We start from the raw sequence: 16422 nt of genomic DNA on the forward strand, positions 1-16422 counted from the left end.
TAGAGGATGAACTTAAGAATGCCAGAATTTTCATTCTTAAGTTCATTTGCGTTTTGAAGTGAGTTTATCCTAGGAGGTTGCCCAATTATGTTACCCATTTTTCATGCAACTACTATTTGTGCCGTAAGACATAACGGCCAGGCCGCGATTGCCGGCGACGGACAGGTCACTTTCGGAGAGAGTGTTATTATGAAGACGACTGCCAAAAAGGTGCGCCGGCTGTATAGAGGACAGGTAATTGCCGGCTTTGCGGGTTCCGTAGCCGATGCTATCACTCTGTTTGAAAAGTTTGAGGGTAAGCTGGAGGAGCACCACGGTAACCTGCAGCGTTCAGCAGTCGAGCTTGCTAAAGACTGGCGGCAGGACCGTATCCTGCGTAAGCTTGAGGCTCTAATGATTGTGATGAATAAGGAAGGCATGCTGCTCATCTCCGGTAACGGAGAGATTATTGAGCCGGATGATGACGTGCTTGCTATCGGCTCGGGCGGTAACTTTGCCTTAGCCTCGGGACGGGCTCTCAAACGTCATGCGCCAGACCTGAGCGCAGCCGAGATTGCCAAGGAAGCATTGCAGATTGCTTCGGAGATTTGCGTGTATACCAATTCCAATATCATAGTTGAACAATTGTAGGCACGGTGCCACAGAAAGAGGGAGGAAGTCGTAATGGTGAATCAATCGCTAACACCCCGCCAGATCGTCGCTGAACTTGATAAATATATCGTAGGCCAGAAGCAGGCTAAGAAATCGGTGGCAGTAGCCCTCCGTAACCGTTACCGCCGCAGCCAGCTCAGTGAAGAGCTGCGTGATGAAATAGTTCCAAAAAACATTTTGATGATTGGGCCTACAGGTGTCGGGAAAACTGAAATTGCCCGCCGGCTGGCCAAGCTGGTTAATGCCCCGTTTATTAAAGTTGAAGCTACTAAATTTACCGAAGTCGGTTATGTTGGCCGGGATGTGGAGTCGATGGTCCGGGATCTGGTCGAGACCTCAATCCGGATGGTTAAGCTTGAACGGACGGAAAAAGTAAAAGACCGTGCCGAGGAGCTCGCTAATGAACGGATCGTTTCGATTCTGGCACCATCCTCTTCCAAAAATAAATCCCAGCGTAATCCGTTTGAAATGATCTTTGGCGGGAATGCCGGTGCTTCTGATGATGTTAAGGAGGAGCCGGAGGACGGAAGCCTTAGTGAACGCCGCCGCGGCATCAAATTCAAGCTGCTGGCCGGACAGCTGGAGGAAGACATCATCGAGATTGATGTGGAGGATACCGCTCCGACGATGCTCGATATGTTTGCCGGCCAGGGAAATGACCAGATGGGTATGAATATGCAGGAAATGTTCGGCAATCTGCTGCCCAAACGGACCAAGAAACGTAAGCTGCCGATCAAGGAAGCGCGCAAGGTGCTTATTCAGGATGAGGCTGCCAAGCTGATTGATATGGATGATGTAATTCAGGAGTCCGTTGCCCGTGCAGAGCAGTCCGGCATTATCTTTATTGATGAGATTGATAAGGTAGCCAGCCAGGGGAAAGGATCGGGGCCAGATGTCTCGCGTGAAGGCGTACAGCGTGATATTTTGCCTATCGTAGAAGGTTCTACGGTTATGACCAAATATGGTCCTGTGAAGACAGACTACGTGCTGTTCATTGCAGCAGGCGCTTTCCATATCGCCAAGCCCTCCGATCTTATTCCGGAGCTTCAGGGCCGGTTTCCGATTCGTGTTGAGCTGAGCAGTCTGACGCTGGAGGATTTTGTGTCCATTCTGACTGAACCGCAGAATGCGCTCACCAAGCAGTATGTGAATCTGCTTAAAACAGAGAACATTGAAATTCAGTTCCAAGCTGATGCGATTCAGGAAATTGCCAGAATTGCTGCCTCTGTCAACCAGAACATGGAGAACATCGGAGCACGTCGTCTGCATACAATCCTTGAAAAGCTGTTAGAAGACCTTTCATTTGAGGCGCCGGAGCTGACGCTGGAGACTATGGTGATCACACCGGAGTATGTTCGCGAAAAACTGTCAGGGATCGCGCAGGACCGCGATTTAAGCCAATATATCCTGTAAAGGGGCAAGATTTGGATTTACTTTAAATTTAGGTATATTGAATTAGTGACTTGCATAAAAGTCCTGAGAAACAGCTAAAACGTGTAATAAAATGCTAAATAAAAGCATATTATGGCATATAACTGGTAGCAATTTGAAAAAACATGCTTTAAGCCCTCTCTTTTCTGAAAAGATAGGGCTTATTTCTTATTGTAATAATATACAAATTCTACGAAAATCAATGTATATGAGATTGCCAATAGAATCATCCATCGACACCTTTCGACTGCTTGTTCAAGAAAATAGCGAAAATTTTAGCTTTTTTTGTCGAAACAAGCAGGTATTCGCAAGAAGTTGTGGAATTCTTTTCATTATGATAGCTTTGGAAGGGGGATTTCGATGGGTTTGCTGAATAGTGTCAGTTTTCAGAGATTGCAGGGAGGCCTTGAGGCCGCCACTAAACGACAAAGTGTTCTGGCCAACAACATTGCCAATGCGGATACACCGGGCTTTAAACGCTCCGACGTTACATTTGAGAGCATACTCGCCGGGCAGGATAGCGGATTAAAGCCGACGCTCGGCGCGAAGGTAACGGATTCCCGCCACTTCCAATTCGGTTATGTTTCTGCCGCACCGGCTGCTGTCGTCAGCACAGAAGCTTCTACTTCGATGAATAACAACGACAACAATGTGGATATGGACAGGGAGATGGCGCTCAGTGCTGAGAATCAGCTCAGATACAACTCTTATGTCGAACAGTTAAACAGTCAGATTACTATGATGCGTACAGTTGTGCAGGGAGGGTAATATATAGTGAACTTTGGTAGCAGCTTTGGAATCAGCGCATCCGCGTTAACCGCCCAGCGGCTCAGGATGGACGTGATTTCCTCCAACATTGCCAATGCCGAAACGACCAGAGCCTCAGTAGTAGACGGTAAGGCTGTTCCGTACAAGCGAAAGCTTGTCGTGCTTGGAACCGAGCAGAACAACAGCTTTTCAAACATTCTTAATTCCAAAATGAACAGTGGCAACGGTGCTGAAGGGGTAAAGGTAAAGTCAATTATAGAGGATGATTCACCCTTGAAGCCGGTTTATAATCCGACCCATCCGGATGCGGATGCTGACGGGTATGTATACATGCCTAATGTCGATCTGACTAAAGAGATGGTGGACATGCTGTCTGCTTCGCGTTCTTATGAAGCCAACATTACGATGCTGAATGCATCCAAAGCAATGGTAAGCAAGGCACTCGAAATTGGAAGATAGAAGCTTAAGCGAACATTAGGAGGGTAATCATTGATACAGAATCTTTTGATAGGAACGCAAACTGTCCAGCCCCTTGCGATGAAATCTGCCGCAGCACAGATGGGAGAAACGGCCGGTTCCGGTCAAAGCTTTGGAGCTTATCTGGAAGACGCATTGAATCAGGTGGCTGCCCAGGAGCAGCAGGCCAAGGATATGAGCAACAAATTTGTTTTGGGAGAAGTCAATATCGATGAGGCGATGATTTCTTCACAACAGGCATTGCTGAGTTTGCAGCTGACTACACAAGTCCGGAACAAAGTGATTGAAGCCTATCAGGAAATTATGAGAACTCAAATCTAAATGATCCTAGCTTAGTTTCGGATGGGGTGACACTGTGAATGAAAGATTTGCCCAATACAGGGAGAAGGCGACCGAGTATTGGAACAGATTTAGCGGTAAACAAAAAATATTATTCTTTTCTACGCTCTTTATCATCATTGTAATTATTATTGTTTTGACAATGCAGCTTTCGAAGACGGAATACGAAGTGGCTTTTCGGGATTTGGACAATACAGACTCCGCCGGAGTCATGACCTACCTGGATGGCGCGGGCATTCCTTACCGGCTAAGTCCAGACGGCAGAAGCATTTCAGTGCCAAGCACCCAAGCCAACCGCATTAAAATAGATATTGGTTCCCAGGGGATTGTGCAGGAGGGTTCCATCGGATACAAGGTCTTTGATGAGTCTTCATCTATGATCGGCACGACAGACAGCGAGTTCAATGTTAAATATAACAACGCGCTGAATGGGGAAGTTGAACAGCTGATGAGGCGGATGCAGGGGATTAAGGATGTCAAAGTGCTGATTACTCTCCCGAAAGAGACTGTATTTGCTTCTCAGGAGGGCCAGGAGCAGGCTTATGCATCAATTGTGCTTACGTTTGATCCGGGATTCAGGGCATCACAGGATAATATCGACGGATACTTCAATTTAGTTAAGACTGCCGTTCCTAATTTACCGGTTGACAACATTACGATTACCAGTAACGAAACTGAATTAATGCCTTCTGCCAAAGGCGGGCAAGCGGGAATATCCAGCCAGGTCGAAGAGAACTTTGCCCTTCAAAAGAAATTTGAAGAGGAAGTCAAAAAGAATGTAAAGCAATTTCTCAGTACCTTAACAGGTCCTGATAAAGTCGATGTTCTGGTTTTTTCCAAGCTGAATTTTGATAAGGAAAGCCGGACGGAAGATATTGTTACACCTGTGGATATGGAGAATATGCGGGGGATTGAGATAAGCTCGCAGATTATCAGCAATACCTTTTCGGGTCAGAGTAACACCACCGGGGGGGTTGCGGGTACGGGATCGGAAGATGTCTCGGGTTATCCTTCGGGGGCTGACACAGGCACCTCTACTTCTGAAGAATCTTCGGAAACGAGAAACTATGAGGTCAACCGAATTACAAAGGATATAATCGCAAGCCCATATACTGTTAAAGATTTAACCATTAATGTTGCAGTTGAACCACCTGCAGGGCAAACAACTTTGGATGAGGCGACTTCAGGTGCAATCCAGAATATTTTAGTTAACATCGTACGGGCATCACTGGCAGATTCAGGGGTCACTTATACAGACGCTGATTTGACTAAAAAAGTTTCGGTCTATTCCCAACAGTTCGGGGGCAATACAGCTGAAGCAGCCACAGGCGGTCTGGCTACCTGGATGATCTGGGCGATTGGAGCAGCAGCGCTGCTGGTTGGCGCAGGAGGCGGTTTCCTGATCTACCGGAGCCGCAAAAACAAACAATTGGAAGAAGAAGTGGAAGAAGACATTCCGCTGCAGGTTCCTACCGAATTCCCGTCCATTAACTTGGAGAGCGTGACGAATGAAAGTCAGGTTCGCAAGCAGCTGGAGAGCCTGGCGAAGAAGAAGCCGGATGAATTCGTAAACCTGCTGCGTACATGGCTTGCAGATGAACAGAGGTGAACTAATGGCAAAAGCTAGCCAGCAGGGTCTCAGCGGCCGCCAAAAGGCGGCGATCCTGCTTATCACACTAGGGCCCGAGGTATCGGCGCAAATATTCAAACATCTACGTGACGAAGAAATCGAACAGCTCACTCTGGAAATAGCTAATGTCCGCAAGGTGGACAGTGGAGAAAAAGAGTCGATTATGTCCGAATTCCATCAGATCTGTCTTGCCCAGGAATATATTTCGCAAGGCGGTATCAATTATGCCAAAGAGATTCTGGAGAAGGCGCTTGGCTCCACGAAAGCACTTGAGGTTATTAACCGGTTGACCGCAACGCTGCAGGTTAGGCCTTTCGATTTTGCCCGTAAGGCTGACCCTAACCAGATTCTGAATTTCATTCAGAATGAGAATGTCCAGACTATCGCCCTTGTTCTGTCTTATCTGCAGTTTGAGCAGGCTGCCAGCATTCTGTCTTCCCTGCCTCAGGAGAAGCAGGCTGAGGTGGCGAGAAGAATTGCCATTATGGACAGCACCTCGCCGGAGGTCGTTACCCAAATTGAGCGGGTGCTGGAACAGAAGCTTTCGGCTACAGTGACTCAGGATTATACTAACGCCGGCGGTATTGAATCGATCGTACAGATTCTGAACGGGGTTGACCGGGGGACAGAGCGTACCATTCTCGACTCTCTGGAAATTCAGGACCCTGAGCTGGCTGAAGAGATCAAAAAGCGGATGTTCGTATTCGAGGACATTGTCAATGTGGACAACCGCTCCATCCAGCGGATTATCAAGGATATCGAAAATGCCGATCTGCAGCTGGCTCTCAAGGTGGCAAGCGAAGAAGTGCGGGATGTTATTTTCCGCAATATGTCCAAACGGATGGCAGAAACCTTCCGCGAGGAAATGGAGTATATGGGTCCGGTGCGGCTGCGTGATGTTGAGGAAGCCCAGACACGCATTGTAGGCACGATCCGCAGGCTGGAAGAATCCGGTGAAATTATCATCGCCCGTGGCGGAGGAGATGACATAATTGTCTAAGCTGATAAAACACTCCCAATATGTTCCGGTAGATGTGCTCAAACGGCTGGAACAAGCCAGACAGAATGCCGGAATTGCCGAAGAACCCGCTGTGGCGGACTCGGCAGGTGAGGTCCATTATCATGACCCGGCCCGTGAAGAGGCAGAGCAGAGCCGCCGGCAAATGCTGAAGGATGCTCAGGAATTTGCTGAAGAACAGGTGCGGGGCGCATCGCTGGAAGCTGAAAATATTGTGGAATCGGCAAAGACAGAAGCGGAAGAATGGTGGCGCCAGCGACGGGAGCAGGACGAACATCTGATAGAAGCAGTGAAATCCGAAGCGTTTCAGCAGGGGTATCAGGAGGGGCTGACTCAGGCTGAACATGAAATGGCCAAACGAATGAATGAGATGATGGAAGAAGCGCGCATGGTGCTGCAGGAAGCTTACAAGGCGCGCGATGTCATTATTCAGGAAGCGGAACCTTTCCTGGTGGAGCTGAGCTGCTCTATTGCTGAAAAGATAGTGGACAAGCAGCTGACAGTTGAGCCGCAGTTCGCCATGGACTTGATCCGCAAAAACCTGGCGCGCAAGCGGGAGCAGGGATTGATCTCCCTGTGTGTCTCCCCTTCGCAATTCTCCTTTGTTAACGCGGCAAGGGAAGAGCTTGCACTTGCGGTGGATTCACAGGCCGAACTTCAGATTCTGCCAGATTCAACAGTTAAGGATATGGGATGTGTCATCCGATCCTCCTTCGGCAGTATTGATGCTCGGATAGATACCCAGCTCTCAGAAATTAAAAAATCACTGGTGAGAATCGCACTGGACACTGAGGAGCACAGAAATGGGGAAGCCGATGCTTGACAGTGGACGGTATAAAGAACATTTGCGAAATTTTGACCCGGTTAGGATCAATGGTAAGGTTACCCAGGTTATAGGATTGATGGTGGAATCCGAAGGCCCGGATGCCAGTATCGGTGATGTATGCTATATCTACCCTGCCAAAGGCAATAAACCGCTTCAGGCTGAGGTGGTGGGGTTTCGGGACAACAAGGTGCTGCTAATGCCGCTTGGCGAGCTTCAGGCAATCGGGCCGGGCTGTGACGTGGTGGGGACCGGCAAACCGCTGAGCGTCCAGGTAGGCTCTGAGCTGCTGGGTAAAGTGCTAGACGGACTTGGACAGCCGCTTGACGGCTCATTGATTCCGGCACGGATGCCGCACAGCTCTACCTTTAATATTCCTTCCAATCCGCTGACACGTCCTCGTGTGCATGAACCAATCAGCATCGGCGTCAGAGCAATTGACGGCTTGCTGACAATCGGCAAGGGTCAGCGGGTAGGCATTTTCGCAGGCTCAGGGGTAGGTAAGAGTACGCTGATGGGAATGATTGCCCGTAATACCGCAGCCGATGTCAATGTTATCGCATTAGTAGGGGAACGCGGAAGAGAAGTGCTCGATTTTATTGAGCGTGATCTCGGTCCTGAGGGACTGCAGCGGTCGGTTGTCGTGGTTGCTACATCGGATCAGCCCGCACTGATCCGGATCAAGGGGGCACTGATTGCTACTACCATCGCTGAATATTTCAGGGACCGGGGCCTCAACGTCATGCTGATGATGGACTCGGTTACACGTTATGCGATGGCCCAGCGTGAAGTTGGACTTGCGGTCGGCGAACCGCCGGCTATGAGAGGCTATACGCCTTCTGTATTTGCTAGTCTACCTAAGCTTCTGGAACGGGCAGGAACCGGCCCTACGGGCTCCATAACCGCTTTCTACACCGTGCTCGTTGACGGTGATGACATGAATGAGCCTATTGCTGATGCCGTGCGGGGGATTCTGGACGGACACATTGTCCTAAATCGCAGCATTGCCAATAAAGGACATTTTCCGGCTATCGACGTTCTGTCAAGCATCAGCCGAGTGATGAAGGATATCGCTCCTGAGGAGCAAATTGCCGCGGCTGAGAATGTAAAGCGGCTGATGGCCGTATATAAGGATTCTGAAGACTTAATCAATATCGGTGCCTATCAGAGAGGCTCCAACGCCCAGATTGACGAGTCCATGCACTATATCGACAGCATCTGGGAGTTCACCAAACAGAAGGTGAATGAGAAGGTAACCTTGTCGGAAGTTCAGCAGTCTTTAATTTCACAGTTCTCAAGGAGTTGATAGGCAATGAGGTTCCATTATACTTTTCAAAAAGTGGTGGACTTGAAGGGCAACGAGAAAACACAGGCAGAGTGGATGCTCTCAACTGCACTCGGAGAACTGCAGGCACAGGAAAAAAGCCTGGATGAATTAATGGCCCAGCGCAGTTCACTGATGCTGTCGCTGCAGAACGCAGCTGAACAAAAAACACCCATAGCCAAAATTATTGAAATGCAGCATTATGTGCAGTTTCTCGATTCCTGTATTGCCCGCAAGCACAAAGACATCAGACGTGCCCATCAGGAGGTTCAGCATAAGCAGGATCATCTCAGCACAAAGGTGCTGGACGAGAAGGTCTGGCTGAAAGCCAGGGACAAGGCAAAAACTATTTTTCAGCAGGATATGATTTTACGGGAACAAAACGAACTGGATGAGATGGCTACCGTCCGCTTCGCGATGAAATCCCTCTAACCCGGGAGGTTTCCGCCAGTGGCTAATAACGATATGGAACTTGAAAACGAAGAGTCGGCAAGCAAATTCGAGCGGTTTTTGTTTCTGATGATACCGATTATTTTTACGCTTGTGCTGCTTGGAGTGCTGCTGACTCTTTTTAATATGGACATCCGCAACAAGGCGCTGGAAGTGGCTAACAAGATTCCGGTAGTGAATCAATGGATTCCTGACCCGGTTGTGGAGCCGGGAAGTGAAGCGGCAGAAGAAGAAGCGGCCTCAGGCGAGGAGCAGGCGAAAAGCTCGGAATCAACAATTAAAGAGCTGAAATCCCAGCTTGCTGAAAAGGAGGCCCAACTGCAGCAAGTTAATGATGAAAAGACTGCACAGACTACACAGGTTGAAGCGCTGCAGAAGCAGATTGACACAATGACAGCAGAAGCTGCGGCGGCTGAGGCTGCCGTGGCGGAAGAGGATCCTTATCAGGACAAGGTGACCGAACTTGCTAAACTGTATTCAGGAATGAAGGCATCCAAGGCAGCACCGATTATGGAGAATCTGACCACTGAAGAGCAGGTACAGATTATGAGTGCCATGAATACAGCCAGTAAAACGGCAATCCTGGAAAAAATGGATCCGCAAAAAGCTGCAGAAGTGTCAGTAAAGCTAAAGGAAACAACCAATTCAACCGATATGGCTATTGCAGCCCTTCAATCAAGACTCAAACAGGACCAGGCAAGCACGGCTGCAACACCTGCAGCATCCGGTAATCTGGATCAGGAAAAGCTGAGCCAGACGTTCGCAACAATGCCGGCTGCAGAAGCGGCGACATTGCTGGGTTCAATGTACAGTGTCAGTCCTGATAAGGTTATTACAGTCCTGAATACAGTAGGAGACTCTGTAAGATCTTCAATCCTGGGTGAGATGACCAAGAATGACAGTGCGCTTACAGCAAAAATTCTAAACCGTCTGATGGGCGGTAAATAATTGCTTTGAAAGGAGGTGAAATCAAATATGGGTTTAGTTGTACCATCATTTTCAGGCGGCAATCTGCTTGCGAGCGCAAGTGGCGGAACAGCCGCAACTGCTGAGGCTGCTGCCGCCGGTACTGCTTCAACAGTACAGCCTTTTGCCCAGAGACTTGTTCAGACGATGAACGGAACAACCGGTGCAGCTGTAACGGCACCTCAACCGGGAAGCCTTGTTTCATTGCTGCAAGGTCTGCTGGCTGCCGTACAGTCCGGAGCGGAAGAGGCAAGCGCAGCAGACATTACAGGACACGCTGATTTAATGAAGAATCTGGATGACGATATGGATCAGCTTGATGAAAGTCTTGAGGCCGACCCGGCGCTGCTGGCAGCTCTTCAGGGCTGGCTGCTGCAGGCGGCACAGCTGCTTTCCGAAGCGACAGTATCCGGTCAGGGAGCAGCTGACGGAGGGACAGAAAGTGTGATGTTATCACCGCTCGCCCAGAATCCCGAAACAATCCGTTTCGCAGTGCAGGATGAGCTTAACGGTCTGGTCACTATGCTGCAGCAGGCATCTGCGGAGGGGGATAAGGCGCTGGCAGGTTCGGGTGCTGAACTGTTACAACAGTTCTCCGCTATTATGACTGAAGCTGCCGTTCCAGAGAGTAGAGCTAAGAGTAAGGGATTGAGTCATTCAGCTCCCGCTGCTCTGCCGCCTGTTAAAAACAATACCGCAGCAGAAAGCGGAGGCAAGCCACAAATTGCTGAAAAAGGTGTTCCGGTTCTATCTAATCCGTCAACTGCTGCTACAGCTGCAACAACTACAACTGCAATTCCGACAGTTACAGCTGAACAGAATGAGTTATCTCCCCTGGCACTTTCAGCAAATACAGGAGAAGAAAAAAACCTTACAGGATTGACTAAAACAGCTCTTACTGCGGACAATGGCACTACCGCTAAAGTAGAAGATTCTATGCCGGAAGTAGAAGTGACTGAAGACAGTAATGATGTAGTGACAGCCGGCCAATTAGTAATAAGAGAAGGCCTTACAGCACCGCTAAAGGCTGAATTAACCAAGGTGCCGGTCAGTCAATTTGCCCAGCAGATGGATACATTTATCACTGGCAAACTGGAAATTGTAAGCAAAGGCGGAATAGCTGAGGCGACGATTACACTGTTTCCTGAAAATCTGGGGCAGGTCGATGTGAAGATTACAATGCAGAACGGGAATTTGATTGCCCAGTTTGCAACGGTACACTCCGGGGCCAAAGAAATGCTTGAGCAGCAGATGAGTCAGCTTCGAACAGCTCTTCAAGCTCAGGGGATTCAAGTGGAAAAGCTCGAAGTAACACAGAGCACAGCGCCTTTCTCACAGTTCAATGATCAGCAGGGGCGCCAGCAGAATTCAGGCGGCCAGCAGAACAGAAATTCCAGAGAACGGCGTGAGGATATAGAGGATGCAATGCTCGCTGCTGAGCTGAATGGCGAGTTTAAGGAATGGGCTTCAAACAACCGGCAGGACATGCGGAACCAGAGCGGAGGCTTTTCGGCCAAGGCATAGCTTAAATGAATTGCGAGGTGAATTATAAATGGCGTCAACTACACCTGTCTCTAATAATAATCAGTGGAATTATGTAGCAAACAATTCTGGAACAGCCAAAACAACCGGTAATTCTACGCTGGGTAAAGACCAGTTTTTGAAAATATTGATCACTCAGCTGCAGAACCAGGACCCGATGCAGCCGATGGAGGATAAGGAATTTATCGCTCAGATGGCACAGTTCACATCTGTGGAACAATTAATGAATATTTCAACTCAGCTCACCGCCATGAATCAGTCTCTGGGCTCCGTTTCCGGATTGATCGGCAAGGATATAACCTGGACTGATGTATCTACAGAGCTGCCGAAGTCAGGTAATGTAGAGTCTATTGTAGTCAGCGGCGGTGTACAATACGCGGTTGTAGGCAGTGAGCGTATTGCTCTGGCTAATATTACCCAGATAATGAATGCAGCAGCAAAAGCCGAAGCCGTCAGCGGAAGTGAAGCACAGGAAAGCGGCGGGGAGAGCGGGGAGAGCATATGAGTGAACGGCTGACTATAGGCCAGCTGTACCCTAGCGCAGTTCATCCGCAGGTGCTCCAAAGATCACATACTGCTAAAACCGCCGGCAGTGAAGCCAGCTTTGAGAGTGTACTGCAGAAGAATATGCTTAAGTTCAGCAACCATGCCGCCAAACGGCTTGAGCAGCGGGGGATTGAGCTTGGCAGCCGCCAGCTGGACCAGATTTCGAATGCTGTGGAGAAGGCTGCCGCAAAAGGCAGTAAAGAATCTCTGATATTGATGAAGGACATGGCGCTTATTGTAAGTGTGCCGAACCGCACAGTGGTAACAGCGATGGATGGTAACTCAATGAAGGATAATGTATTTACGCAGATTGACAGTGCAGTGATCATTTCATAACCGGCCGGTCCTAACCGGAGAGCCGGAATGGCCGCCGACCGACTGACGCGGCCATGTCAGAATGAACCTATTTCATTAATATGAAGAGTCAGCTGACTCTTAATCTAGGAGGACAATAATAATGTTAAGATCTATGTATTCAGGCGTTTCGGGTATGCGCGGATTTCAGACGAAGCTGGATGTTATCGGTAACAACATTGCCAACGTGAATACTATCGGCTTCAAATCCGGCCGCGTTATGTTCAAAGACATCATGAGCCAGACAATTTCCGGTGTCTCAGCACCTGTAGACGGCGGACAAGGCGGTGTAAATGCCAAGCAGGTTGGTCTTGGGGTGAGCATCGGCTCGGTTGATACGCTTCATCTGCAGGGCAGTGCGATGACCACCAACAATCCGACCGATCTGCGGATTGACGGAGACGGCTTCTTCCTGGTACGGCTGTCTGATGACCAGGAGACCCCTTTTCTGACGCGAGCAGGTGATTTCCATGTGGATGCGAGCCGTAACCTGATCACTTCTGACGGCATGCATGTACTGGATTCTGACGGTGAAGCGATTCAGCTCGGTGAGGATGTAACTGCATTCTCAATCTCAAGCGACGGTACCATTGTGCAGACAATGGCTGACGGTACTACGGAGGCTGGTGTACAGATTGGTGTTGCTAAAGTAAGCAACCCTCAGGGTCTGGAAAAAATCGGCGGTAATCTGTTCCGGATGACATTGAACGCCAATGCGGATGGCGAGCTTGCCCCGACGACAGCAAATAATGCTGAGGTGGGAACAGGCTCAATCGTGGCAGGCCAGCTGGAAATGTCTAACGTCGACCTGACTGGTGAATTTACGGAGATGATCGTAACTCAGCGCGGTTTCCAGGCGAATTCCCGGATCATTACTACCTCCGATGAAATCCTTCAGGAAGTTGTAAACCTGAAACGCTAATTTTTTAGCCGTCATTACAAACTTGCTGTATAATAATAACGTTTCGCCTTTTGGCGCAGCTGTTATTGCGAAGTCGCGGGGGGGAACTCCTCCCCCTATTTTTTGTTAGGAGGCCTGTTATGATCTCGGTAACAAGATTGAACGGGGCGCCCATGTGGCTGAATGCCCTGCTCGTAGAAATGGTAGAAGAAAGTCCGGATACGTACATTACGCTTGTAACGGGTAAAAGATTGATCGTGCTTGAGAAGGCAGAAGAGGTAATAACCAAAATTCGGGATTATAACAGGGACATAGGCACATATGCTGCCACCATTAAAGTCCAATCAATGGAGGAGCTTTCATGAAAAAGATGCTGCCGTGGCTCATTACGATTTTACTGGCAATTACGCTTATTCTGGTTGCCGCGTTTTTACTGATGGATAGAATTTTTCCGAGTGATGTCAACGATGTAAATGCAGCTGTCCAAAATACGGAAGTCCAAAGATTAAGCGCTGACGAAATCGTGGAGCTGTCATCAGAAATCACAGACATCAAAACTAATCTTGCCGACACCGATTATATCGTTCTAATAAATTTTGCATTTCAGCTGGATACCGTCAAGGCCAAGGAAGATTTTGAAAAGATCAAGGACCTCAAGATCAAACCGCTGCTGATCAAAACACTTGCCGATACAAAGCCTGAGGAACTAAACGGGGCGAACGGCAAGGATCAATTGAGCAGCAAACTGGTAAATCTGATAAACAAGACCTTAACTGAAGGCAAGCTGACCCAGGTTGAAGTAACAAACTTCATTATGACTTCCATTTAGCTGCTGACAGGATAATTCCTTGATAGGGGGGTGAATAAATTGGTTGATGTACTATCACAAAATGAAATTGATGCTCTGCTTGCTGCACTATCTTCGGGTGAAATGGATGCCGATGAGCTGAAAAAAGAAGAAACCCAGAAAAGAATCCGTTCTTACGATTTCAAACGGGCTGTACGCTTTTCAAAAGATCATATCCGCAGTCTTACACGTATCCATGACAATTTCGCCCGCTATCTTACTACCTATTTTTCGGCCCAATTACGCACCTTCGTACAGATCAATGTCGTTCAAGTAGAGCAGCTCCCTTATGATGAGTTTATCCGCTCCATTCCCAAAATGACGATTTTGAACATTTTCGAGGCGGAGCCGCTGGAAGGCCGTATGGTGATGGAAGTGCATCCGAATATTGCCTTTGCAATGCTGGACAGAATGCTCGGCGGATTCGGAACAGCTCCCACCAAAATTACCACATTGACCGAAATCGAAACAACCATTATGGAAAGGATCTTCAGCAGGTGCTTTGAGAGTCTGCAGGAGGCCTGGAAAACCGTGCTTGACATTAATCCCAGGATGGAAGGGCTCGAAACCAATCCGCAGTTCATGCAGATAGTCTCGCCGAATGAAACGATCGCTCTGATCTCCCTAAGCACCAAAATTGGCGACACTACCGGGATGATCAATCTTTGTATCCCTCACGTCGTTCTTGAACCGATTATGTCAAGGCTTTCGGTCCATCAATGGTTTGTATCAGAGAAGAAGGTTCGGGACGAAGTTGAATTAGAGGCGATAAGGTCGAGAGTTAACATGGCACAGCTGCCAATTGTAGCAGAGCTAGGCGAATCGAGGTTATCCATTGCTGAATTTCTCGGGCTTAGTGTAGGCGACGTTATCTCTCTGAACAAGACTGTGGATGCAGGCTTGTCCATTAAAGTAGGGGACAGGCTAAAATTCATCGGAAGTCCCGGGATGATAAAGGATCGTGTAGCTGTACAAATAGACGAGATTGTCAGTGAAGGAGTTGAAGAGTTTGACGAGTAAAGATTATTTATCCCAGGAAGAGATTGATGCTCTTCTCAGGCAATCTGCGGAAGGCTCTCTGGCACCCGAGGTTAAGACAGTTGATGACTTTCTGACCCCGTTTGAGCAGGATGCCTTGGGAGAAATCGGAAACATTACATTCGGCAGTGCAGCAACTGCACTCTCTACCCTGCTTGGCAAAAAGGTTGATATTACTACTCCGAAGGTATCCATTATCACCCGCAGCGAATTTGAAGAAGCATTTCCGAAGCCGCATGTAGCTGTTCATGTACAGTATGTGGATGGATTCCAGGGAATTAACTCCCTGGTTATCAAAATCCGTGATGCCCAGGTTATCGCAGATCTCATGCTCGGCGGTGAAGGTGAACCCAAGGATGAAGAGCTGAACGAGATTCACATCAGTGCAGTGCAGGAAGCCATGAACCAGATGATGGGTTCTTCAGCGACATCCATGTCAACCATCTTCAACAGGTTCGTCAATATTTCGCCTCCGGGTATTGATATTCTAAATATGTCCAGCGGTGAAGGTGTAGGCAGCCTGCCCGATGATGAAACGCTCATTCAAATCTCCTTCCGCTTAAAGATCGGGGATTTGATTGACTCAACAATCATGCAGCTCCTGCCTGTGCAGTTTGCCAAGGATATGGTAACCATGCTGCTCGGTGATGTCGGTCAGCCTGAGCAGGAAACCGCAGCAGCGCGGACTGAAGCGCCGCCGGCGCCAGCAGCCTCTGCACCGCCTGCCTCTGAGCCGGCACCGCAAATGCCGCCGGCACAGCAGGCTCCGCCGCCGCAGGGCGGAATCCCGCCGCAGTATCCTCCGCAGGGAGTGCCGCCGTACCCTGGAATGGAGGGGGGCTATTATTATCCTCCGGCAGGAATGCCGGCTTACGGAATGCCGGGGATGCCGCCATATGGCATGCCTCCGTATGGAATGCCGCAGCAGGGCATGCCATATGAGCAGGCTCCGCCGCAGACACCGCAGCCAAACCGCAACGTAAACGTACAGCCTGTACAGTTTGCTAACCTGAGTGCAGGAGCTTTTGGCAATGTCGATGAAAATAATTTAAATTTATTGATGGACATACCACTGAGAGTAACCGTAGAATTAGGAAGGACCCAAAAGCAGATCAAAGATATTCTGGAAATGTCACAAGGCTCGATTATCGAGCTGGACAAGCTGGCCGGTGAGCCCGTTGACATTCTGGTAAACAACAAGCTGATCGCCAAAGGGGAAGTCGTAGTTATTGACGAGAACTTCGGGGTTCGCGTTACGGATATCGTCAGCCAGTGGGACCGAATCCAAAAATTACAATAAACATACTTAGGGAGGAT

At 48.9% G+C, this 16422-nt stretch carries 19 protein-coding genes; all 19 read left to right on the forward strand.

The genetic code is table 11. From position 1 onward, the window contains the following. Positions 1 to 87 precede the first annotated feature (87 nt). A complete protein-coding gene (gene hslV, locus BN3772_RS09885; protein ID WP_042199157.1) occupies positions 88 to 630 on the forward strand; it encodes an ATP-dependent protease subunit HslV in 543 nt (180 codons plus the stop codon). A gap of 33 nt (positions 631 to 663) precedes the next feature. Next, on the forward strand, positions 664 to 2064 hold the full coding sequence (gene hslU / locus BN3772_RS09890) for an ATP-dependent protease ATPase subunit HslU (RefSeq protein WP_042199158.1): 1401 nt from the start codon (positions 664 to 666) through the stop codon (positions 2062 to 2064). Between the two features lie 378 nt (positions 2065 to 2442). After that, entirely contained in the window at positions 2443 to 2850 is a 408-nt protein-coding gene (flgB, locus tag BN3772_RS09895; RefSeq protein WP_042199159.1) for a flagellar basal body rod protein FlgB, read from the forward strand. 6 nt (positions 2851 to 2856) lie between these two features. Continuing rightward, positions 2857 to 3309, forward strand: coding sequence for a flagellar basal body rod protein FlgC (gene flgC / locus BN3772_RS09900; RefSeq protein WP_042199161.1), 453 nt, complete (start codon positions 2857 to 2859; stop codon positions 3307 to 3309). Positions 3310 to 3339: 30 nt separating this feature from the next. Beyond that, positions 3340 to 3648, forward strand: a complete 309-nt coding sequence (gene fliE / locus BN3772_RS09905) for a flagellar hook-basal body complex protein FliE (protein WP_042199162.1) — start codon at positions 3340 to 3342, stop codon at positions 3646 to 3648. Between the two features lie 34 nt (positions 3649 to 3682). Continuing rightward, the gene (gene fliF, locus BN3772_RS09910; protein WP_042199164.1) at positions 3683 to 5275 is read left to right on the forward strand and encodes a flagellar basal-body MS-ring/collar protein FliF; all 1593 of its coding nucleotides are present in this window, start codon (positions 3683 to 3685) and stop codon (positions 5273 to 5275) included. A gap of 4 nt (positions 5276 to 5279) precedes the next feature. Beyond that, on the forward strand, positions 5280 to 6296 hold the full coding sequence (gene fliG / locus BN3772_RS09915; RefSeq protein WP_042177531.1) for a flagellar motor switch protein FliG: 1017 nt from the start codon (positions 5280 to 5282) through the stop codon (positions 6294 to 6296). Beyond that, positions 6289 to 7137, forward strand: coding sequence for a FliH/SctL family protein (locus BN3772_RS09920; RefSeq protein WP_042199166.1), 849 nt, complete (start codon positions 6289 to 6291; stop codon positions 7135 to 7137). The genes fliG and BN3772_RS09920 overlap by 8 nt, the downstream gene beginning before the upstream one ends. Then, positions 7130 to 8443: a flagellar protein export ATPase FliI gene (gene fliI / locus BN3772_RS09925; protein WP_039878987.1), complete on the forward strand. Its 1314-nt coding sequence runs from the start codon at positions 7130 to 7132 to the stop codon at positions 8441 to 8443. The genes BN3772_RS09920 and fliI overlap by 8 nt, the downstream gene beginning before the upstream one ends. A gap of 6 nt (positions 8444 to 8449) precedes the next feature. Further along, positions 8450 to 8893, forward strand: a complete 444-nt coding sequence (gene fliJ / locus BN3772_RS09930; protein ID WP_042199167.1) for a flagellar export protein FliJ — start codon at positions 8450 to 8452, stop codon at positions 8891 to 8893. Positions 8894 to 8911: 18 nt separating this feature from the next. After that, complete coding sequence (locus BN3772_RS09935) at positions 8912 to 9859, forward strand: MotE family protein (protein WP_052380450.1); 948 nt, start codon at positions 8912 to 8914, stop codon at positions 9857 to 9859. Between the two features lie 27 nt (positions 9860 to 9886). Then, positions 9887 to 11401, forward strand: a complete 1515-nt coding sequence (locus BN3772_RS09940) for a flagellar hook-length control protein FliK (RefSeq protein ID WP_052380451.1) — start codon at positions 9887 to 9889, stop codon at positions 11399 to 11401. Positions 11402 to 11429: 28 nt separating this feature from the next. After that, positions 11430 to 11924: a flagellar hook capping FlgD N-terminal domain-containing protein gene (locus BN3772_RS09945; protein ID WP_042199168.1), complete on the forward strand. Its 495-nt coding sequence runs from the start codon at positions 11430 to 11432 to the stop codon at positions 11922 to 11924. After that, positions 11921 to 12301, forward strand: a complete 381-nt coding sequence (locus tag BN3772_RS09950; protein ID WP_042177526.1) for a TIGR02530 family flagellar biosynthesis protein — start codon at positions 11921 to 11923, stop codon at positions 12299 to 12301. Before BN3772_RS09945 ends, BN3772_RS09950 begins: the two co-directional genes overlap by 4 nt. 121 nt (positions 12302 to 12422) lie before the next feature. Beyond that, the gene (flgG, locus tag BN3772_RS09955) at positions 12423 to 13241 is read left to right on the forward strand and encodes a flagellar basal body rod protein FlgG (RefSeq protein ID WP_042199169.1); all 819 of its coding nucleotides are present in this window, start codon (positions 12423 to 12425) and stop codon (positions 13239 to 13241) included. Between the two features lie 119 nt (positions 13242 to 13360). Next, complete coding sequence (locus BN3772_RS09960; protein WP_039874275.1) at positions 13361 to 13585, forward strand: flagellar FlbD family protein; 225 nt, start codon at positions 13361 to 13363, stop codon at positions 13583 to 13585. Further along, positions 13582 to 14049, forward strand: a complete 468-nt coding sequence (locus BN3772_RS09965) for a flagellar basal body-associated FliL family protein (protein WP_042199170.1) — start codon at positions 13582 to 13584, stop codon at positions 14047 to 14049. The genes BN3772_RS09960 and BN3772_RS09965 overlap by 4 nt, the downstream gene beginning before the upstream one ends. A 39-nt stretch (positions 14050 to 14088) precedes the next feature. Beyond that, positions 14089 to 15087 (forward strand): flagellar motor switch protein FliM, encoded by a 999-nt coding sequence (gene fliM, locus BN3772_RS09970; RefSeq protein ID WP_042177523.1) that lies wholly within the window; start codon positions 14089 to 14091, stop codon positions 15085 to 15087. Next, positions 15077 to 16405 carry a flagellar motor switch phosphatase FliY gene (gene fliY, locus BN3772_RS09975; protein WP_042199171.1) on the forward strand — a complete coding sequence of 443 codons (1329 nt, stop codon included), beginning with the start codon at positions 15077 to 15079 and terminating at the stop codon, positions 16403 to 16405. The genes fliM and fliY overlap by 11 nt, the downstream gene beginning before the upstream one ends. Positions 16406 to 16422: the final 17 nt, after the last annotated feature.

The organism is Paenibacillus camerounensis, assembly GCF_000723885.1.
Lineage (GTDB): Bacteria > Bacillota > Bacilli > Paenibacillales > Paenibacillaceae > Paenibacillus_AQ > Paenibacillus_AQ camerounensis.